General features: G+C 46.3%; 19 protein-coding genes. 16 read left to right on the top strand and 3 right to left on the bottom strand.

Annotated features, from left to right (window positions below; all coding sequences use genetic code 11):
• Positions 1-358 precede the first annotated feature (358 nt).
• The 9 genes from aceA (at position 359) to Q1V74_RS00285 (ending at position 8,128) form a co-directional block, all read left to right on the top strand.
• Positions 359-1,654: an isocitrate lyase gene (gene aceA, locus Q1V74_RS00245; RefSeq protein WP_300646522.1), complete on the top strand. Its 1,296-nt coding sequence runs from the start codon at positions 359-361 to the stop codon at positions 1,652-1,654.
• A 154-nt stretch (positions 1,655-1,808) separates the two neighbouring features.
• On the top strand, positions 1,809-2,768 hold the full coding sequence (locus tag Q1V74_RS00250; protein WP_300646523.1) for a hypothetical protein: 960 nt from the start codon (positions 1,809-1,811) through the stop codon (positions 2,766-2,768).
• A 5-nt stretch (positions 2,769-2,773) separates the two neighbouring features.
• Positions 2,774-2,935: a cbb3-type cytochrome oxidase assembly protein CcoS gene (ccoS, locus tag Q1V74_RS00255; protein ID WP_260650484.1), complete on the top strand. Its 162-nt coding sequence runs from the start codon at positions 2,774-2,776 to the stop codon at positions 2,933-2,935.
• A gap of 184 nt (positions 2,936-3,119) precedes the next feature.
• Positions 3,120-4,607, top strand: a complete 1,488-nt coding sequence (gene ccoN, locus Q1V74_RS00260) for a cytochrome-c oxidase, cbb3-type subunit I (protein ID WP_260650404.1) — start codon at positions 3,120-3,122, stop codon at positions 4,605-4,607.
• Between the two features lie 9 nt (positions 4,608-4,616).
• The gene (ccoO, locus tag Q1V74_RS00265) at positions 4,617-5,276 is read left to right on the top strand and encodes a cytochrome-c oxidase, cbb3-type subunit II (protein ID WP_300646525.1); all 660 of its coding nucleotides are present in this window, start codon (positions 4,617-4,619) and stop codon (positions 5,274-5,276) included.
• Positions 5,276-5,455 carry a CcoQ/FixQ family Cbb3-type cytochrome c oxidase assembly chaperone gene (locus Q1V74_RS00270; RefSeq protein ID WP_260650406.1) on the top strand — a complete coding sequence of 60 codons (180 nt, stop codon included), beginning with the start codon at positions 5,276-5,278 and terminating at the stop codon, positions 5,453-5,455. The genes ccoO and Q1V74_RS00270 overlap by 1 nt, the downstream gene beginning before the upstream one ends.
• Entirely contained in the window at positions 5,448-6,353 is a 906-nt protein-coding gene (gene ccoP, locus Q1V74_RS00275; protein WP_300646527.1) for a cytochrome-c oxidase, cbb3-type subunit III, read from the top strand. The genes Q1V74_RS00270 and ccoP overlap by 8 nt, the downstream gene beginning before the upstream one ends.
• Positions 6,354-6,385: 32 nt before the next feature.
• Positions 6,386-7,894 carry a cytochrome c oxidase accessory protein CcoG gene (gene ccoG / locus Q1V74_RS00280; RefSeq protein WP_300646528.1) on the top strand — a complete coding sequence of 503 codons (1,509 nt, stop codon included), beginning with the start codon at positions 6,386-6,388 and terminating at the stop codon, positions 7,892-7,894.
• 9 nt (positions 7,895-7,903) lie between these two features.
• Complete coding sequence (locus tag Q1V74_RS00285; protein WP_300646529.1) at positions 7,904-8,128, top strand: FixH family protein; 225 nt, start codon at positions 7,904-7,906, stop codon at positions 8,126-8,128.
• 53 nt (positions 8,129-8,181) lie between these two features.
• On the opposite strand, the gene Q1V74_RS00290 is transcribed toward Q1V74_RS00285, so the two are convergent.
• Positions 8,182-8,922 (bottom strand): cyclic nucleotide-binding domain-containing protein, encoded by a 741-nt coding sequence (locus tag Q1V74_RS00290; protein WP_300646530.1) that lies wholly within the window; start codon positions 8,920-8,922, stop codon positions 8,182-8,184.
• A 326-nt stretch (positions 8,923-9,248) separates the two neighbouring features.
• On the opposite strand from Q1V74_RS00290, the gene clpB reads away from it, so the two are divergent.
• The 6 genes from clpB (at position 9,249) to Q1V74_RS00320 (ending at position 16,534) form a co-directional block, all read left to right on the top strand.
• Entirely contained in the window at positions 9,249-11,840 is a 2,592-nt protein-coding gene (gene clpB / locus Q1V74_RS00295) for an ATP-dependent chaperone ClpB (protein ID WP_300646531.1), read from the top strand.
• Positions 11,841-11,999: 159 nt separating this feature from the next.
• Positions 12,000-13,169 carry an ABC transporter substrate-binding protein gene (locus tag Q1V74_RS00300; protein ID WP_260650412.1) on the top strand — a complete coding sequence of 390 codons (1,170 nt, stop codon included), beginning with the start codon at positions 12,000-12,002 and terminating at the stop codon, positions 13,167-13,169.
• Between the two features lie 26 nt (positions 13,170-13,195).
• On the top strand, positions 13,196-14,116 hold the full coding sequence (locus Q1V74_RS00305) for a branched-chain amino acid ABC transporter permease (RefSeq protein ID WP_260650413.1): 921 nt from the start codon (positions 13,196-13,198) through the stop codon (positions 14,114-14,116).
• Positions 14,117-14,119: 3 nt separating this feature from the next.
• A complete protein-coding gene (locus Q1V74_RS00310; RefSeq protein ID WP_260650414.1) occupies positions 14,120-15,064 on the top strand; it encodes a branched-chain amino acid ABC transporter permease in 945 nt (314 codons plus the stop codon).
• Complete coding sequence (locus tag Q1V74_RS00315) at positions 15,051-15,830, top strand: ABC transporter ATP-binding protein (protein ID WP_300646533.1); 780 nt, start codon at positions 15,051-15,053, stop codon at positions 15,828-15,830. The genes Q1V74_RS00310 and Q1V74_RS00315 overlap by 14 nt, the downstream gene beginning before the upstream one ends.
• Entirely contained in the window at positions 15,830-16,534 is a 705-nt protein-coding gene (locus Q1V74_RS00320; RefSeq protein WP_300646538.1) for an ABC transporter ATP-binding protein, read from the top strand. Before Q1V74_RS00315 ends, Q1V74_RS00320 begins: the two co-directional genes overlap by 1 nt.
• A gap of 54 nt (positions 16,535-16,588) precedes the next feature.
• Here Q1V74_RS00320 and Q1V74_RS00325 read toward each other — a convergent pair whose 3' ends face one another.
• On the bottom strand, positions 16,589-17,272 hold the full coding sequence (locus Q1V74_RS00325; RefSeq protein WP_300646535.1) for an epoxyqueuosine reductase QueH: 684 nt from the start codon (positions 17,270-17,272) through the stop codon (positions 16,589-16,591).
• A gap of 13 nt (positions 17,273-17,285) precedes the next feature.
• Positions 17,286-20,009, bottom strand: a complete 2,724-nt coding sequence (gene glnE / locus Q1V74_RS00330) for a bifunctional [glutamate--ammonia ligase]-adenylyl-L-tyrosine phosphorylase/[glutamate--ammonia-ligase] adenylyltransferase (protein ID WP_300646536.1) — start codon at positions 20,007-20,009, stop codon at positions 17,286-17,288.
• 21 nt (positions 20,010-20,030) lie between these two features.
• On the opposite strand from glnE, the gene Q1V74_RS00335 reads away from it, so the two are divergent.
• Positions 20,031-20,947 (top strand): hypothetical protein (locus Q1V74_RS00335; RefSeq protein WP_300646537.1); only part of this gene is annotated, 917 nt, incomplete at its 3' end.

Here is a 20,947-nt window from a genome sequence, read left to right on the forward strand (position 1 = left end):
TTGGGTCATAATGTGTCGGATAGGAGACATCTTGGCCCAATAAACTGTTTTTTAAAGAAGAGGTCGTCATGGTAGTAAAAATAAAAAGCGATTAGTCTGTAAATTTAACCTGTTTTTTCACATGATGGGAGCTGGTTTTCATATTATGAAAAAAGCCTGCTGCGTTGCATCAGATTGCTTTTCATAAAAAGGTAATTGCTTCCGTATAGTGAAATGATTTGCATAAGTCATTGATTTTAAATGATAAGAAATTAGGTCTTATATAAGATATAAGTGTGGATTGCTATGCAGTAATTACGTAGAATTTAAATCATCAACGACATCGTTTATTGCTAATTTTTCTACAGGGAGACACATCATGACTCAACGTGAAACCGAAATCCGCAACCTCCAAAAAGAATGGGCCGAGAACCCTCGCTGGCAGGGCATTAAGCGCAACTACAGTGCCGAAGATGTAGTGCGTCTGCGTGGCTCCATGGTCGAAGAGCATACTTTAGCACGTCGTGGTGCGGAAAAACTATGGCGTCTTTTGCATGAAGAGCCTTTTATCAATAGCTTAGGTGCATTAACTGGTAACCAGGCTATGCAACAAGTCAAAGCGGGTTTGAAGGCCATTTACTTATCTGGTTGGCAGGTGGCTGGCGATGCTAACTTAGCTGGAGAAATGTATCCAGACCAGTCTTTGTACCCAATTAACTCGGTGCCTATGGTAGTTAACCGCATTAATAACACGTTGCGCCGTTGTGACCAGATTCAATGGTCCGAGGGTTTGAATCCAGGTGACGAGGGCTATGTGGATTATTTTGCTCCGATTGTAGCGGATGCGGAAGCCGGCTTTGGTGGGGTATTAAACGCTTTTGAGCTCATGAAAGCCATGATTAATGCGGGCGCTTCAGGGGTGCACTTTGAAGACCAGTTGGCTTCAGTGAAAAAATGTGGTCACCTAGGGGGTAAGGTTTTGGTACCAACCCGCGAGGCCATCTCCAAACTGGTAGCAGCGCGCTTAGCTGCAGACGTGATGAACGTACCGACCTTGATCTTGGCGCGTACTGACGCGGACGCTGCTGATCTCGTCACCAGTGACGTGGATGATAACGATAAGCCTTTTATCACCGGTGAGCGTACTGTAGAAGGATTTTTCCGTACTCGTGCTGGGATTGAGCAGGCTATTTCTCGTGGTCTTGCTTATGCTCCCTATGCGGATTTGATCTGGTGCGAAACCGCTACGCCTGATCTTGAGTATGCACGTCAGTTTGCTGAAGCTATTCACCGTCAGTTCCCTGGAAAGATGCTGGCATACAACTGCTCGCCTTCATTTAACTGGAAGAAAAACCTAGATGATGCGACAATTGCTAAGTTCCAGCGCGAATTGGGTGCAATGGGCTATAAATACCAGTTCATCACCTTGGCCGGCTTCCATGCTCTAAACTATGGCATGTTTGACTTGGCTTACGGTTATGCTCGCGAGAACATGACAGCTTTTGTGGACTTACAAGAGCGTGAATTCGCAGCCGCTGAGCGTGGCTTTACGGCGGTACGTCACCAGCGCGAAGTTGGTACGGGTTACTTTGATGCTGTCACTCAAACCATCGAGGGCGGACAGTCTTCTACTACTGCATTAGATGGTTCCACAGAAGAGGCTCAGTTCCAATAATGCGGTTGCTGTACGACATAATAGAACAGGAGTTGTCGTCTTAGTCTATAAGCCCTTAAACTTGTTTAAGGGCTTTTTTATTGAGCTATATTTTATTTGTTTGATCTAAATCGAAAAGCTATATTCTTATTTGTTATAATATAGTCCGATACTTATGCGCGCATATTCCATTTTTACCATTCCTGCTGATCTGTCCGCTGCCGATCGTCTGCATAGGCGGCGTATGCTCGCCCGTTTGGGGCTGGCTTGGTTAATGATGATGCAGGTAATGACGTTGGCTTTTCCGGGGTATTTGCGCTCGGACTCCATGCAGCCCGACACTTTAGTTACCCTTGACTCTGCGATCTACCTCATGAACTGGGCGGCCTTGTTGCTAACGGTGCCTGTCATGATGTACTGTGCTATCCCTATTTGGAAAGGCGCCTGGCAAAGCTTAAAACGTGGCAAAGTCGGCATGGATGTACCTGTCGCTTTAGGGATTGTGGTCGCTTTTATCCCCAGTGTTATTACAACGTGGACAGGGCAGGGTGAAGTCTACTTTGACTCTGTTACCATGTTTGTGGCGTTTTTACTAACGGCACGCTATCTGGAACTATGTGCTCGTCAATCTATTCATCGTGGTCAGGCGCATACTTATATAGAACAACTACGTGCCACATTGACTCAACACTCAAATCGCATTGCGTTTTGGTTTGTCCTGATTCAGGTGATATTGGCAGTTGTATTTGGTGTGGTCTGGTTTTATTATCGACCTGAGCATGCGATTGCCGTTGTTGTCGCTTTATTTGTGATGAGCTGTCCCTGTGCTTTATCCATGGCCGTACCGACGGCAGTAGCATCAGCTCATGCAGGTATTAGTGTTAGTCCTGCAGAAACGGATACAGAGCTACAGAACGTAGCCAATAAAACCACATCGATATCAAAACAGAATTTGTATGGATCTATAGCATGGCATCTGTTGATGACGCCTTTAGCTGCTATAGGTTTAGTAGCCCCATGGGTGGCGGCGATCTCTATGCTGTTATCTTCGCTATTAGTTGCTTATAATTCGTGGCGCTTGTATCGCCAGCGCCTTCAGCAAGCAGCACAACTCGCTTCACATCAAACGGTGTAATTATGTTGGACTCCATGTTTTTATTAATTCCACTGTCTTTGCTATTTGTGCTGTTCATCGCTGTGGCATTATGGTGGGCTGTTTTTTCAGGACAGTTCGAAGACGCAAACAAAGCGGGTGAATCCATACTTCAGGATGACGATAGTACCGGTGTTGATGAAAAATAACGCTTGGTTACAATCGTTTTACATAAACTAATTCGTTAATGGGGTTTATGCTAAATCCCAACGGTTAGTTTATGTGTTTATTATGAATGTATTATGTAGCCATAGGCACGTAGTACACCGGGCAGTGGGCAAATACAGCTCGGTCATTAGTTTGTATTAACATTTGTTAAAAGAGGGGAAGCAAATGGGCACTTCCGATGTTGTCGGAAAACAGGCCGAAGTCTTCAACTACGGGGTCGTCCGACAGTTCGCTGTGATGTCCGTAGTGTGGGCTGTAGTTGGCATGGGGGTCGGGGTACTGATCGCCTTGCAACTCATCTGGCCTGAATTAAACTTCGAGACACCGTGGTTCACGTATGGTCGTATCCGTCCATTACATACGAACTTGGTGATTTTTGCCTTTGGTGGTAGCGCACTTTTTGCTACATCGTATTATGTGGCGCAGCGCACCTGTCAAACACGTTTGTTTGCAGGCAAATTGGCATCTTTTACCTTCTGGGGTTGGCAAACCGCGATGGTAGGGGCTTTGCTAACACTACCCCAAGGTTTTACCAGCAGCAAAGAATACGCTGAGCTCGAGTGGCCAATCGATTTACTCATTTTGGCGGTTTGGGTATGTTATATCATTGTGTTTTTTGGCACATTGGTAAAACGTCGTGTCAGCCATATTTATGTGGCGAACTGGTTCTTTGGTGCATTTATTATCGTTATTGCGGTATTGCACATCTTTAATAACATGGAGCTCCCAGTCTCCTTGTGGAAGTCCTATTCTGCTTACTCTGGTGTGCAGGATGCGATGGTGCAATGGTGGTATGGGCATAACGCCGTGGGCTTTTTCTTGACCACGAGCTTTTTAGGGATGATGTATTACTTCGTACCTAAGCAAGCTGAGCGTCCCATTTACTCCTATCGCTTATCTATTGTTCACTTCTGGGCACTCGCTTTTACGTACATGTGGGCAGGCTCGCACCACTTGCACTATACCTCTCTACCAGACTGGACTCAGTCTTTAGGGATGGCTTTCTCTTTAATCCTATTGGCTCCTTCTTGGGGCGGTATGATTAACGGGATTATGACCTTGTCTGGTGCTTGGAACCGTTTACGTACTGATCCCATCTTGAAGTTCTTGGTTGTGGCTGTGTCTTTCTACGGTATGTCCACTTTCGAGGGTTCGATGATGGCTATTCGTACCGTAAACGCCTTGTCACACTATACAGACTGGACCGTTGGTCACGTTCACTCCGGCGCTTTAGGCTGGGTGGCAATGGTGACATTTGGTTCCTTGTATTACATGATTCCTCGTTTGTATGGTCGTATCTCCATGGCTAAGCCACAGTGGGTTGAGCTCCACTTCTGGTTAGCTACTTTAGGTGTGGTGCTTTACATCTCCGCAATGTGGATTTCAGGTGTAATGCAGGGCCTAATGTGGCGTGCTACTGGAGAAGATGGGATGCTAATCTACAGCTTTGTTGAAGGCGTAAAAGCAACCTATCCTTTCTACGCAATTCGTGCTTTGGGTGGTGTGATGTTCTTATCGGGTGCTGTTTTGATGCTCATTAACACACTCATGACCATCAAGGGCCAGCAGCGTGTTAACCCTGTTGTACCTTTGAAAAACCCAGGCGCTCGTGAACCCGGCTTAGTTGGCCCTGCTGAAGTCGCTGCAGGCTAAGGATAGATCATGTCTAACGAGAAGAAAAAGTTTTTTTCCCACGCTACCGTGGAAACAAACGTTGGTTTGTTGATGATTTGTACCTTCATCGTAATTGCAATGGCTGGACTGGTACAGATTGTCCCTTTGTTTTTCCAACACTCAACAACCACTCCTACTGAAGGGGTTAAACCCTACGAGCCACTACGCCTGATTGGGCGTGACATCTATATCCGTGAAGGATGCGTAGGTTGTCACTCCCAGCAAATCCGTATGTTGGAGTCCGAGGTTCGTCGTTATGGCCCATACTCATTGGCCGGGGAATCCGTGTACGATCATCCCTTTTTGTGGGGTTCCAAGCGTACCGGTCCTGACTTGGCACGTGTAGGTCAACGTTATACCGACGAATGGCACCGTATTCACCTTCGCAATCCGCGCGATGTGGTACGTGAATCCAATATGCCGGCGTACCCTTGGTTACAGCATAATTCTGTAGAAGGTTGGAACGTACAAAAACGTATGGAAGTTTTACGTAAATTGGGCGTACCGTACACCGACGAGGAAATTGCTAAAGCACCCAATGCCCTGAAAGGTAAAACCGAAGAAGATGCATTGGTGGCCTATTTACAAGGTTTAGGAGTTCAAGGTCGTGCTGCTGCTGAAGCGGCTGTGGCCGAAGGGAGACGCTAATGGTTGGCATCTTAAATGGAATTGCCACAGCACTAGCTTTACTAACCTTTTTAGGAATTGTTGCTTGGGCATGGTCGAAAGGCCGTGCCAAAGCTAACCATGATGCATCTATGCTGCCTTTTGATCTTCCCGATGAAGTGGAAGATCAAAAGCAGAAAGTAGGGGGTTCAAATGAGTGATTTTTTCAGCGTCGGCTGGAGCATTTGGATTACGACCATTGCCCTAGGTGGGGTAGCGTTCTGTCTATACGTGCTCTTTAGTCAACTAAAAGGCCAAGCCAAAAAAGGCGAGGCGATCAGTGATACCGGTCATATTTGGGATGGTATTACTGAATACGACACACCATTACCACGTTGGTGGGTTTCGATGTACTTGATTCTCAGTGCGATTGCATTGGGCTATTGGGTGCTCTATCCCGGTCTGGGTAGCTTCGAAGGCTTGTTGAAAACCAACGCGGCCAAAGAAGTCAAAGCAGATCAGGAAAAAATTGAAGCCATGGTTCAGCCTATTTTCCAAAAATATGCGGACATGCCAATCACCGATATCGCTAAGGACGAAGAGGCTCGTGCTATTGGTCAGCGTCTATTCCTGAATAACTGTGCACAGTGCCACGGATCAGATGCTCAAGGTAGCCCCTCTTTCCCGAACTTGACGGATAAAACGTGGTTGTGGGGTGGGGAGCCAGAGCAAATTCTGCAAACCATTACCAATGGTCGTCGTGGCATCATGACGGCGCATAAAAGCTTGATGACACCTGCCCAAGCTTCTGAGATTGCTCAATATGTTCGCTCTTTGAATAATTTGGCGCATGATCAGACGCGCGTGGCTCCTGGTAAAAAGCTCTTTGATCAATTCTGTGTGGCGTGTCACGGTGCTGATGCTAAAGGTAACCAATTGCTAGGTGCACCAGATCTCACCGACGGTGTGTGGTTATATGGCAGCTCTGAAGAAACCATCGTGTATGGGATTATGAACGGGCGCGATAACCAAATGCCAGCCCAGAAAAACCTATTATCACCCGAGCAAATCCGTTTGTTGGCGGGTTGGGTATGGGGTTTATCTAACGTAGAACAATAATCCATGTCTTTTTGTCTTAAAGGTTAATTATCATGAGCAGTGAAGCTCCTAAAGCACCCGAAAACGGTCAAGACCAATCCCAGGCTCCTGCTTGGCAACCACCTCGACTGGAAAAACAGGTTGCCGCAAGGGCTTCACCGCAACTGGAAAAAATCCTCGAAGACGGACATGGACGGATTTATGCCCGTTCTGTAAAAGGTAAATTCGACAATATTCGCATATTGATGATTTACTTTACCCAGATTATTTTTTATGGGTTGCCTTGGTTGCAGTGGAACGGGCGTCAAGCCGTATTGTTTGATCTTGGTGCCAGAAAATTCTACCTATTTGGTATGGTTTTATGGCCCCAAGATGTGATTTATCTGGCGGTTTTACTCATTATTTCTGCTTATGCGTTATTTTTATTTACCGCAATAGCAGGACGATTATTCTGTGGCTATGCCTGTCCGCAGTCGGTCTACACCAAAATCATGATGTGGATCGAGCGTAAAGTCGAGGGAGACCGTGTTCAACGGATTCGCCTAGACGAGCAGCCTTGGAATTTCAAAAAATTCCGTATCAAATTTACTAAACACAGTTTATGGATTCTGTTCTCGTTATGGACAGGATTCACCTTTATCGGTTATTTTGCTCCTATCCGTGAGCTGCCCGGCCATTTTATGGCGTTGACCCTAGGCCCATGGCAGTGGTTCTGGTTCTGGCTTTATAGTGGTGCTACCCTAAGTTTTGCTGGGTTTTTACGTGAGTCTATCTGTCGTTATGCCTGTCCATATGCTCGCTTTCAAAGCGCTATGGTGGATGATGACACCTTTGTGGTGAGCTATGATTATGTGCGTGGTGAGCCTCGGGGCCCTCGTTCTAAAAAAGTCGATCACAAAGAAAAAGGTCTAGGTGACTGTATTAACTGTAGCCTTTGTGTGCAGGTTTGTCCGACCGGGATTGATATCCGCGAGGGGCTTCAATACATGTGTATTGGTTGTGGTGCCTGTGCAGACGTCTGTAATCAGGTCATGGAGAAAATGGGCTACGAGCAAGATCTAATTCGTTATACCTCAGGACGAGCCATTAGCGAGCGACTGACACAAGCCGAAGCGCGCAAGCGTATGTTCCGCCCACGAGTATTAATCTATATCTCTTTGCTAGTGATTGTGACGGGGGTGCTGATTTTCTCGATGTTGACGCGCGACACGCTAAAAATGAATATCATCCGTGATCGCGGTTTGTTAGGGCGTGAAGTGGCAGGTGGCTTAATTGAAAACGTGTATCGTTTGCAATTAGTCAACACGGCAGAAGAACCGATTACAATTCAAATCTCTGCAGAAGGGATTGCTAATATCCTTATTAAACGTGCAGATAATGGTAAAGACATGTTTGTATTACCTCCGGCATCCACAGAGCAGATTCCAGTGGTAGTGCAGATTCCTTATGACAGTGGCTTAGCTAACGGGATGCACCCGATTACAATTCGAGCCCAGTCCGTCTCTGAAGACAACCGGAAATCTGTGGCTTCAGATACGTCTAATTTTTATGTTCCAAATTAAGGGGGACTTATGAGCTCCAGACCCGTGCGTGAAGACAAGGGCCCATGGTACAAAGAACCTTGGCCTTGGTTGTTGATGGCAGGCCCTGCTATTGTTGTGGTGGCTTGCATTTATACAATTTACTTAGCAGTAGCTAATTTTGATGAGCCATTATCAGGTGGTGCTGTAAAACGGGGCTTACAGATTGTGCCGGTGACTGAGGTCGCGCCAACCACAGATAGATCTGCTTCCTAGTGAAAAAAACCCAATCATTTGATTGGGTTTTTTTATAGGTGCAGCAATGGGGGTTAATAAGCGTGGCTTGGGCATTCTGTGCCGGCTAAGGCATGCAGAGCAGGTAAATTTAGCAGCTTAACATCACGTTGTTGGATTTCAAGCAAGCCTTCGCGCGCAAAGCGCGAAAATAAGCGACTAACCGTTTCTAATGTTAACCCAAGAAAATTGCCGATTTCTTCTCGGCTCATACGCAAAATAAATTCGTAGGGTGAATAGCCCAAAGCCGTGAGGCGGTCTGACATGTTGATTAAAAAAGCGGCTAAGCGCTGCTCGGAGCGTAATGCACCTAAAGTCATCATGATGCTGTGAGAGCGATTGATTTCTTTACTCATCAAGCGACGTAGTTGTGTTTGCAGCATAGGTAGTTGCATGGCAAGGCGATCAAAATCATCAAGGCGCATCACGCAGACCTCGCTGTCTTCCAGTGCAATAGCATGGGAGACCTGAGTGTTGTTCAATAGTCCATCCATGCCTACGATTTCGCCTGGCAGTAAAAATCCAGTAATTTGGACTTGTCCCGTTGCGTCTTCAAGTTGAGTTTTAATGCTGCCCGAACGTAATGCATAGACCGCTTCGGCAGGATCTCCTAAATGAAAAAGAGGACTACCTTTGCTCAAGCGGATGCGTTCTTGTATGAGTTCGTCGAGTTTATTTAGCTCTGGAGCTGGCATACCTAAGGGTAAGCAAAGCTCACTTAACATACATGTTGAGCAACGCATTGAGTCGGGAGTGACAGGGATACGTTTTTGCATAGTTTGATGTTGCTCCAGCTGAAAATGTGTTTGCCTTGAGGCAAATCAATATTAATTGTAGCTTTTTCTGTATGCTTAAACGCTTTTGCTTTGTATTTGGGCGAGAATCAAGTGGGGTTTAGGGGGTTAACGTCTTGAATTTGTGTTGTTTTTGATTTTTTTGTTGTTTTTTTGCAAATTGTTTGGCAAGGAGTTTTTCTATTTAGATCTCATCTTGAAAAAAAAAGAATTGCCGGCATCTAGTAATTAACATCAAAATATCAGCACGGTTTGCATTTGTATTTCTATCACGCAGAGCTGTGCTACTTTTAAAAGGTATTTACCTTATGCGAATAGATAAATTAACAACACAGTTTCAAATGGCATTAGGGACAGCACAGACCCTGGCTGTTCAAGGCAAACATGCTTACTTAGAGTCCGCTCATGTGGTGATGGCACTGTTGGATGATCCAGATTCTGGCGCTAGTAGTTTATTAGCGCGTGCTGGTGCAGCGGTACCCCGTTTAAAAAGTGAGCTCAGTAATTATTTAGCTGCTCTACCTCAAGTCGAAGGGGGGGAAAGCCAGTTACGTATTAGTCGAGATTTACAAAATGCTTTGGCTCAAGCAGATAAAGACGCAACTCAGCGTGGCGATACGTATGTGGCCAGTGAGCTGTTTTTATTAGCAGTGGCAAAAGACAAAGGGCGCATTGGACAGATTATGCGTGATACAGGTGTCCAAGAAAAAGCGCTTGAGTCAGCTATTGATGCCGTGCGGGGTGGTGCGAATGTCACCGATGCCGAAGGTGAAGCAAATCGCGAAGCTCTGTCTAAATACACTACAGATCTGACGGAGCGTGCACGCCTAGGCAAACTCGACCCAGTAATTGGGCGTGATGATGAAATTCGTCGTTCCATTCAAATATTACAACGACGCACTAAAAATAACCCAGTGTTAATCGGTGAGCCCGGCGTAGGTAAAACGGCTATTGTCGAAGGGCTTGCTCAGCGTATTGTCAATAATGAAGTCCCTGAAAATTTAAAAGGCAAGCGTTTGCTTGTGTTGGATTTGGCGGCTTTGTTGGCGGGAGCAAAGTTCCGCGGTGAATTCGAAGAGCGCTTAAAAGCCGTGCTTAAAGAGCTAGCACAAGACGAAGGGCAAACTATTCTCTTTATTGATGAAATCCACATGGTGGTTGGGGCTGGCAAAGCCGATGGTGCAATGGATGCGGGCAATATGTTGAAACCCGCTTTAGCGCGCGGTGAGATCCATTGTATTGGTGCAACGACCTTGGATGAGTATCGGCAGTATATAGAAAAGGATGCTGCACTAGAGCGTCGTTTTCAGCGTGTGCAAGTCGATGAGCCAGATGTGGCATCGACGATAGCTATTTTGCGTGGTTTACAAGAGCGTTATGAACTGCACCACGGGGTAGCGATCACTGACCCGGCTATTGTTGCCGCAGCAGAGCTATCACAGCGTTATATCACGGATCGCTTTCTACCTGATAAAGCCATTGATTTAATCGATGAGGCTGCAGCTCGTATTCGTATGGAGATAGACTCCAAACCAGAGGTCATGGATAAGCTCGATCGTCGAATGATACAGCTTAAAATTGAGCGCGAAGCAGTGCGCAAAGAAGAGGACGAGGCTTCTAAAAAGCGTTTGCAAGCCATCGAAGATGAGCTAGAGGCGTTACAGCGCCAGTATGATGACTATGAGCAGATTTGGAAAGCGGAAAAAGCAGCTGTACAAGGTACGCAATCCATTAAAGAGGAAATTGAAGCATTGCGTGCTGAAATGGCGGAATACCAGCGCAAAGGTCAGTTTGAAAAACTGGCAGAGCTTCAATATGGCAAGCTACCTCAGCTAGAAGAGCGTTTAAAATCCGCTGAAAATGTGAAAGAGCAAGCGGATTCCCAAGATCGGCCTAAGTTGCTACGTACCCAAGTAGGCGTCGAGGAAATCGCAGAGGTGGTTTCCAGAGCCACCGGGATCCCTGTGGCGCGCATGATGCAGGGTGAGCGAGAGAAGTTGCTGCAGATGGAATCCTATTTGCACCAGCGTGTGGTTGGTCAAGATGAGGCCGTGACACTCGTGGCTGATGCGATTCGTCGATCGCGAGCAGGTTTAGCGGATCCCGATCGCCCCTATGGTTCCTTTTTATTTTTAGGTCCTACCGGTGTAGGTAAAACCGAACTCACCAAAGCTTTGGCAGAGTTTTTATTTGATTCCGAGGAGCATTTGATCCGTATTGATATGTCGGAATTCATGGAAAAGCACTCGGTAGCACGGTTAATTGGTGCGCCTCCAGGGTATGTGGGCTATGAGCAAGGTGGATATTTAACCGAAGCGGTGCGTCGTAAACCCTACAGTGTGATTCTCTTGGACGAGGTTGAAAAAGCGCATCCGGATGTCTTTAACGTTCTATTGCAGGTTTTGGATGATGGACGCTTGACCGATGGTCAAGGGCGCACAGTGGATTTTCGTAACACCGTGATTATTATGACCTCTAACTTGGGTTCACAGCATATTCAAAACATGCAAGATGAACCATACGAGGTGGTAAAAGAAGTGGTTTGGGAAGAGGTGAAGTCTGCTTTCCGCCCCGAGTTTTTAAACCGTATTGATGAGGTAGTGGTATTCCACTCTTTGGATGCCAAACATATTCAGTCGATTGCCAATATTCAATTACAGCGTTTAGATCAGCGTTTAGCCGATCGTCATTTACATTTACAGGTATCGGATGCCGCCTTAGCGGAGATCGCTAAAGTTGGTTTTGATCCTGTGTTTGGAGCCAGACCGCTTAAACGTGCGATCCAGCAGCATATTGAAAACCCCGTCGCAAAAGCCATCTTACAAGGTGATTTTGTCGATAACGACACAGTGTATGTGGATTTTAAAGACGACGGCTTTAGCTTCACTAAACCGCATTAATTTTTACTTTTTTACTTGGCCCCACTTTTTAGTGGGGCTTTTTTGTGCGCAATTGGGGAATTACCCTGTAAGTAATATCCCCTGTAGGTAGATAACTAATTTATAACTAAACTATTTACAACAAACTTATCGATACAAAAGTAAAAAAACGGAGAAGACATGATAAAACCTTTAGTTGCAGCCTTGGCATTGAGCGCAGTGGGATTTAGTCATAGCATTTGGGCCGACCCTATCAAAGTAGGGATTGCGAATGACAATTCGGGTCCTTTTTCTGCGGTTGGTGCGGAAATTCGTGATGGGATTAATTTGGCAATTCAGCTGCTGGATGGAAAACTGGGCGGGCAGCCTGCCGAGTTTATCCAGCAGGACATGGGCGGTAACCCAGATCAGGCACGCCAACTGGTGAATCGTTTTATCCAGCGCGATAAGATCGATTTTTTTACCGGTCCGGTGGGGTCAAACGTAGCGCTAGCCGTTGGGCCGGCTCTTTTTAAAGCTGAAATTCCTTTTTTAACGGCAAACCCTGGACCAAGTCAGCTAGCAGGAAAGCAATGTAACCCTTATTTTTTTGGGGTGTCATATCAAAACGATGCTTTTCATGAAGCCGCAGGAAAAGTCGCAGCCAATCGTAATTACGAAAAAGTCTTTATTTTGGCTCCAGATTATCCCGCTGGTAAAGATGCATTAACTGGCTTTAAGCGCGGTTATGGTAAAACGCCTAGCGAGGAGCTTTATACCAAACTAGGCCAGATTGATTATGCGGCTGAGCTTGCGCAGATCCGTGCAAATAAACCCGATGCGGTGTTTTTCTTTTTACCAGGGGGCATGGGCATTAACTTTATTAAGCAGTTTGTAGCTGCAGGCCTAAATAAAGACACCGTGCTGATTGGACCTGGTTTTTCGGGTGATACCGATATTATTCAGGCGGTAGGGGACCCAATTGAAGGCATGTTTAATACGGCACAGTGGGCGCATGATTTAGATATTCCCGCGAATAAGAAGTTTGTAGAAGCATTCCGTGAAAAGTACGAGGGGCGGTACCCATCGGTGTATGCTGCACAAGCCTATGATGTCATCATGGCGATGGATGCAGCGGTCACTCAAGTTAATGGTAATGTCAAAGACCGTAAGGCTGTATTAGAGGCATTGAAGTCGGCGAACTATGAGTCTGTGAGAGGTCCTTTTACCTACGGTAAAAATAACTTCCCTATCCAGCCATATTATTTACGTGTGATTGAGCGAGATGAGCATGGTGTGTTAACAAATCGCTTGGTAGAAACGGTTTTTGATCGCTACCAGGATGTGTATGTTGATGAATGCAAGCTATAAATTTTAATTATTAGTAGGTTATTTTCATGTCGCTCATTTTAGTTGTTGAGCAGCTGCTAAATGGTTTGCAGTTTGGGTTGATGTTGTTTTTGATTGCCGCAGGCCTAACATTGGTCTTCGGCATCATGGATATCATGAACTTGGCGCATGGCTCCCTATATATGGCGGGGGCCTATGTTGCCGCAGAAACCATGCAGCGCACGGGCTCATTTACTTTAGCCGTTTTCGTTGCCGTAGGGGTAACTGCATTGGTGGGCGTACTGTTAGAGCTGGCTCTCATGCGGCGCTTGGTGGTGCGTGATCACTTAGCTCAGGTGTTAGGTAGTTACGCGGTTATTCTTATTGCTAATGACGTAGTAAAGATGATCTGGGGGCCGGCTCCCATGATGCTTAATATGCCTGCGGCCTTATCTGGTCCAGTACAGCTTTTGCCCGATTTTCTCTACCCCGCTTTTCGTTTAATGATTATTGCGGTGGGGTTGTTGGTGGCGATTGGTTTATATGCTTTTGTTACGCGAACGCGTGCAGGGGTATTAGTTCGTGCTGGTGCTTCAAATCGACAAATGGCAACATTAATGGGGGTACGTGTGCCCGTGCTGTTTTTGGGTATTTTTACCTTGGGCGCCGCCTTAGCAGCTTTAGCAGGCGCATTATTGGGGCCTATTAATGCGGTGCAGATTGGCATGGGTGAAGACATTTTAATTCTGGTTTTGGTTTGCATTGTGATTGGTGGGATTGGCTCCATACGGGGGGCCTTTGTAGGAGCGTTACTGGTCGGCATGGTGGATACGGCGGGGCGTGCTTTTTTGCCTCAGTTATTACGCATAGTTTTTCCTGCTGACGTAGCGTCGAGTGTAGGGCCAACCTTAGCAGCGATGTCGATTTATTTCTTGATGGCGGTGGTGCTTGTGGTGAAGCCGGCCGGACTTTTCCCTGCGCGAGGTTAATCCATGACTCTACAACGCTTTTGGATTGTTATCGGCTTTGCTTTGTTGCTGGCTTTTCCTTTAGTCGCGCCTAGCTTTGGTCTTGAATTTTATGTTTCTTTTGTGCGGCGGGTCTTGATATATGCTTTAGCTGCTAGTGCGCTTAATTTAGTTTTAGGCTATGGCGGTTTAGTGGCACTAGGGCACGCAGCTTTTTTTGGTACAGGCGCCTATGTGGTCGGTATTTTAGCTGATGCTGGTGTTTATGCCGCGTGGGTAGCATGGCCGTTAGCTATGTTAGTAGCGGCGTTATTAGCGTTGATTACGGGGGCGATTTCATTGCGTACAAAAGGGGTCTATTTCATTATGATCACCTTGGCTTTTGCGCAGATGATTTATTACCTATTTATTTCTTTGCGGCAGTACGGCGGCGAAGATGGTATGAATCTCTATGATTACTCCACGTTTCCAGGCCTAGATTTAAGTGACGATGTGCAGTTTTACTATGTGGTGCTGGGGCTAGTGATTGTGGCCTTTTTATTTTTTAAGAGGCTGATTGAATCACGATTTGGGCATGCACTCATGGGTTGTAAAGAGAATGCAAGTCGGATGCAGGCCCTTGGTTATCCTGTTTATCGCATCCAGTTGGTGGCCTATAGTCTGAGTGGGGCATTGATGGGATTAGCGGGGGCTTTACTCGCCAATCATAATTTATTCGTCTCTCCTTCTTTGATGCATTGGACGCAATCGGCCGACTTAATCATTATGGTGCTCGTAGGTGGTATGGGGCTGATGTTTGGTGGAGTAGCTGGCGCTACTGTTATGTTGGTGCTAGAGGAGGTCTTACGAAACTGGACTGAATACTGGCATTTGCCGTTGGGAATTTTATTATTAATAGTGGTTTTTGCTGCGCCGCAGGGGTTGGCAGGTTGGTTTGATCGTAAAAAGGTGAGTTATGACACAAATTAGTTCAGCCCCTATTGTTTTTGAGTCGCGTGGTTTACACAAGCATTTTGGGGCGCTACATGCTACGAATGATGTTTCTATTCAGCTTTATGCAGGAGAAATCCATGGGCTAATTGGCCCGAATGGGGCTGGGAAGTCCACCCTAATACATCAACTCGCTGGTACGCTTAGACCCGATCAAGGTGAGTTATTCTTAAATGGTAAAAATATAACTCATCTGAAAGCGCATGAGCGCGTAGCAGCGGGTTTAGCTCGTTCTTTTCAAGTAACGAATATTTTTAATCACTATACGGTATTAGAGAATTTGTTATTGGCTGTACAAGCAGCGACGGGCAGCAGCCTTCGCTTTTGGCGTGCTCGAAATAGTGAAACAGAACTCCTAGATAAAGCGAAGCAATTAGCGATGGAGTGTGCGATTGACCGCCATTTATGGTCAGCACAGGCTAGGCATTTGCCCCATGGGGAACAGCGTAAATTGGAGTTCGCACTCTCTTTAGCGGCCAGCCCTAGTGTTATGCTTTTAGATGAGCCCATGGCAGGGATGGGACCCGATGAAAGCTTACGTTTAACTGAGCTGATCGAGTCTATGCGGGGTAAGGCAGCGATGTTATTGGTTGAGCATGATATGCAGGCGGTTTTTCGTTTAGCTGACCGCATTTCGGTATTGGTCGCAGGTAAAATTATTGCCTCTGGAACGCCTGACGAAATTCGTCATAATCAAGATGTGAAAAATGCCTATTTAGGTGATGAAGCGACGGAGGCCGCATGATTCTTGAGGTTAAACATTTAGAAAGCGGTTATGGTGCGAGTCAGGTGCTATTTGGTGTGGACTTGTCCATTCAAAGTGGTCAAGTAGTGACCGTGTTGGGGCGCAATGGCATGGGTAAAAGCACCTTATTAAAAACGTTGTTTGGTGCTTTACCTATAAAAAAAGGCGAGGTGTTTTTTGCTGGGCAGCGGATCAACACATGGACGACGGATAAAATTGCACGGGCTGGAATGGCGATTGTGCCAGAGGGGCGTCATTGTTTTCCGAACTTGACGGTAAAAGAGCATTTAACGGCATTTGTAGCACATCGTAACCCTCAGACAAGTAAGCCTTGGACACCAGAGCGAGTTTTTGAGTTGTTTCCCCGACTGCGCGAACGCCAAAATAATATGGGAAATCAACTCTCGGGGGGCGAGCAGCAAATGTTAGCGATTGGTCGAGCCTTGGTGACGAATCCTAAATTATTGATTTTGGATGAGGCCTCGGAGGGGCTAGCCCCCAAAATTCGTGAGGAAATCTGGCAGTGTTTGGATGTTTTGCGTGCTCAAGGCCAAACCATTTTAATTATTGATAAATATGTACAACGACTTATGAAGTTAGCTGACCACCATATTATTTTAGAAAAAGGGCAGGTGGTATGGCAGGGGGATTCGGCGCAGTTAGGTGCTGATCCAACACTGTGGGAGCGTTATTTAGGCGTTTAAGTAGAATGTTTATGAAAAAAGGCAGCTTAATTAAGCTGCCTTTTTTCGTGGGAATTAATTCGTTTTTTTCAGGGTAGAAGTGTCATTAACACCGTAGAATTTTACGCCAAACTCAATGCGTGGGCGTCCATTAGCCATACGCCAGTTATTTGTGTCGCGTAAAGAATATACGCAGCCGCAATACTCTTGTTGATAAAAATTTTCTTTCTTGCTGATTTCAAGCATACGTTGTGACCCACCCCCTTTGCGCCAGTTGTAGGTCCAGTACAGCATATTGGGGTAACGAGCTGCGGCGCGCTCACCACAACCGTTAATCTGCTTCATATCTTTCCAACGCGAAATCGCCAAAGAGCTGGTAATGGTGTCAAACCCATTTTCATAAGCATATAAAGCAGTACGTTCAAAGCGCATATCAAAGCACTCTGTACAGCGGATACCGCGCTCTGGTTCATGCTCCATGCCTTTAACGCGTTCAAACCAGTTGTCGGCATCGTAATCCGCATCAATAAAAGGGATGTTGTGCTTTTCTGCAAAACGTTTGTTTTCCTCTTTGCGGATCTCGTATTCTTTTATGGGATGAATGTTAGGGTTGTAGAAAAAAATCGTATATTCAATCCCAGAAGCTGTCATGGCTTCCATGACCTCACCAGAACAGGGGGCACAACAAGAGTGCAACAGTACTTTTTTACTGTTGTTAGGGATGGTGAGAACAGGGCGAGTAAATTCAGTGTTTTTCATGGTGTATACAGAATTAGTTCATAACCGCTTGCCATAAAGCCATAACAGCGTCTCGTTCCGCTTGCACTTGGTGCAATGGTAAACGTGCCACTGCTGCGCCTTGAAGGCGTAGGTTATGCTGGTAACGCCTAAATGTGCGATACGCCTGTATGGCTTGTTGGCTTAGCGTACGCGGAATGAGCTGATGCTCAGCAGCTATCCCTAATAAAGCAATATTACCCAAATTATTCAAAAGAGCTGGATACCGGTGAGCATAACACAGCACTAAATATTGCGTCATAAACTCAATATCTACCATACCGCCGCGATCGTGTTTGATATCGAATAAATCACTCTTGTTGGGGTGTGCTTGAGCGATTTTTTCACGCATGGTAATGACCTCACGCTTAAAAGCGATAGGGTCACGCTTTTGTAAAAGAATATCCTGGCGTACTTTTTCAAAGCGTGCCCCAATTTGTGGGTCGCCAGCAACAAAACGAGCACGGGTAATGGCTTGATGTTCCCAGCTCCAAGCCTGTTGGCTTTGGTATTTTTCAAAACCATCGATAGAGACTGCAATCAGGCCAGCATCGCCATCCGGACGTAAACGCATGTCTACCTCGTACATACGTCCCGATGAGGTCATCGTACTTAGCCACGACACCATGCGCCGACCTAAGCGCACGTATTTTTCAACCTGATCCTGATTGGGGTCATCATATAAAAAAACCAAGTCCAGATCTGATGCGTAACCCAGCTCCTTGCCACCTAATTTACCATAAGCGATGACGGCAAATTGCGGGGTGGGGGGATCAGGTGGCTGTTGGCGTGGTTGAGCCAGAGGCCAGGTACGATAAATGGTTTCTTCTATAAGCAGATCAGCTAACGCCGATAGTTGGTCGGCTAAGACTTCTACGGTGAGTAAGCCTGCAATATCTTGTGCTAGTAGCTGAAAGCTAACCTGATGTTGCAGGTCGCGCATAAGATTCATTTGCCTTTCAATATCGGCCTGGCCGTTAGGTAGTACACACGCATCGAGCTCCAGACGTAGTTGCTCGGCAAGAGCAGTAAAATCCGGGGCCTCAAGCAGATCTTTCCATTCAATTAAGCTGTCTAATACCAGAGGGTATTGCGCTAAATAATGCGCAGCCCAAGGGCTGGCCCCTGCAATGGTTGCCATGCGTTGAATGGTTTCCGGGTACTCGAGCAGTAGTGCAAGATAAGCACTACGGCTAGCAATTTGTTCCATAATAGTATGGAGTCGCTTATTGGTTTCTACGGGGTGATCGGTGGCACAAGCCGCTTGTCTTAACAAGGGTAATAAGCGTTGTAAGCGTTTTAGGCTATGTGGGGGCAAACGCTGGATGCGATTGGAATGTAGGAGTTGTTGGCTTTGAGCCTCAAGCTCAGCATGCTCTGAGGAGCTGATCGGGGGAGACGGCAGTACAGGGGCGATGGCAGTGGTGGTCCGCGTTTTTTTCTCTACGCCTGCAATACGAAAAGCATCTTGGAAGCTTTGGTGGACAAATTGACGATGCTCATTGAGTTGTTGGGTAAATGAGTCTGTGCTTAAGCCAAAGCTGTAGGCAAGGCGAGCATAGGTATCGGCGTCGGTGGGTAAAAGATGGGTTTGTTCATCTTCTTTATATTGAAGAAAGTGTTCAGTGCGACGTAAAAAGTCATACGCATTAAGTAGTCGGCGTGCGAGCTCATCATCCATCAGATCCGCTTGTACTTGAGCGTGTACTGCTGCATGCAAGTTTTGTTGTTGCAATGAGGGCCAGCGCCCACCACGGATGAGTTGATTAAGCTGAACTACGAACTCAATTTCCCGTATACCTCCATCCCCTAATTTGATGTTATGTGTGCTTTCCAGGCTATCTTTGGCAATGACCTTTCGTTCCCAGTCTTGGCGAATGCGTTCGCGTAAATCTCGTAAAGAGGCTAAAGCATCGAAATCAAAATACTTGCGATAAACAAAGGGAGTCCGTAGATTCTCTAAGCGTTGTTGTGCATATTGAGGCTGACTATCCGCATGGCTTTTGACCTGAATAAGACGGCCTTTTATCCAGGCATAGCGTTCCCACTCTCGTCCTTGATGAAGAAAATAGTTTTCCAATGCATTTAAGCTCCAAGCCAAGGGGCCCACATCGCCATCGGGACGTAGACGCAAGTCGGTTCTAAAAACATGACCGAAAGCATTGGTTTGTGACAGTATAGGAAGCAAGCGTTGGGTTAAGCGTCCAAAGTACTCATGGTAGCTACGCGGCCGCCGTCCTTGGGTTTCGCCTTCACCATCATATAGGGTAATGAGATCAATATCGGAGGATACATTTAATTCATAGCCCCCCCATTTCCCCATAGCGACAATAAGCATTTCTAAAGGTAGGCCTGTTTTGGGGTCAATGGGTGTTCCGTGCGCTTCACTGAGGGCGTGACTCACCCATTCATAGGCTTTGTTTACACTTAGATCAGCTAAAAAGCTCATAGCGGTGCTCACTTCGGCTAAACTAGCTCTGGAGTGAACATCCCGCACCATTAGCGTAAAAAAAACGCGACGTCGCACTAAGCGTAGCTGCTTTTTAAGCGCCTCTTCGGTATATTCTTGGTGACGTAGCGCATCAAACCAATCTTGGATCACTGTGGGGGTCACTTCATATTTACTTTGCGCTTGTAACCAATCCGCAAGCTCTGGTGTAGCAACCAGCTGGCGGCGTAGCGCGCCAGACCAGTTTAATGTGCTTTGTAAATCCATCATGTTTAAAACCAAAAGAGAAAAATGATCACTGTTTCACGCTGGTTGGGGCGTTTGATACTTATCTTATATGTATTGCTGGTTCTTGTCGTGTTAGGGACGCGCTATTGGTTCTTACCCCAAGTGGATCAGTGGCGTGAACCTATCGCCGATTGGCTAGGGCAAGCGCTAGGAGTGGAAATACACGCGGAAAAAATAGCGGTAGAGTGGAGTGATTGGCTACCGGTTCTTCAAGTCCATGATTTGACCTTAACGGATGCGGCTGGGCATACAACAGAAATTCCTCATTTGCAGGCTCAACTGAAGTGGCAAACGTTTTTAAAAGGACAGCCTCTTTTTTCGGATTTACGTATTACAGGACTAACACTAACCCTGTGGCGAGATCATGAGTATACGCTGCATGTGGCTGGTCAAACATGGCAAAGCCCAAGCACCACTGTAGACAGCGATACCGTAAACCATGATTTTGTGGCTTGGCTAGCCCAACAAGAATATGTATCACTACAGCAGGCTCGGTTGCGTTGGTTAGATTATAGTCGTTTGGCCGAGCCTTTGGTTTTGGAGCAGCTTGAAGGGGTGTTAAGGCATCAAAGCGATGGCTTACATTTTCAGCTGCAAGCTAGCCCGCAGTCTGGCTCTGGTCAAAGTGTGCAATTAAAAGGGCATTTACAGGAACAAGCTTTAGCACAACAGCAGCTAACTGGTAGCTTATATGTACAGTTAAATGAATTAAGCCCCGCGGTATGGCGACAGTGGATTGATTTGCCTAATCATTTGCTTCAGGCTTCATTAGATACTCAGTTATGGCTAGAGCTTGAGCACAGTCAAATTCATCATGTAACGCTAGATACGCGTATTTATAACGGTGTGTGGGAAAGCCGTGATCATGGACAGTTGTTTGCACGCTCATTGCGTGTGTTTGCTTCCGCGCCTTGGACTAC

The organism is Paenalcaligenes sp. (genome assembly GCF_030152715.1).
GTDB lineage: Bacteria > Pseudomonadota > Gammaproteobacteria > Burkholderiales > Burkholderiaceae_B > Paenalcaligenes > Paenalcaligenes hermetiae.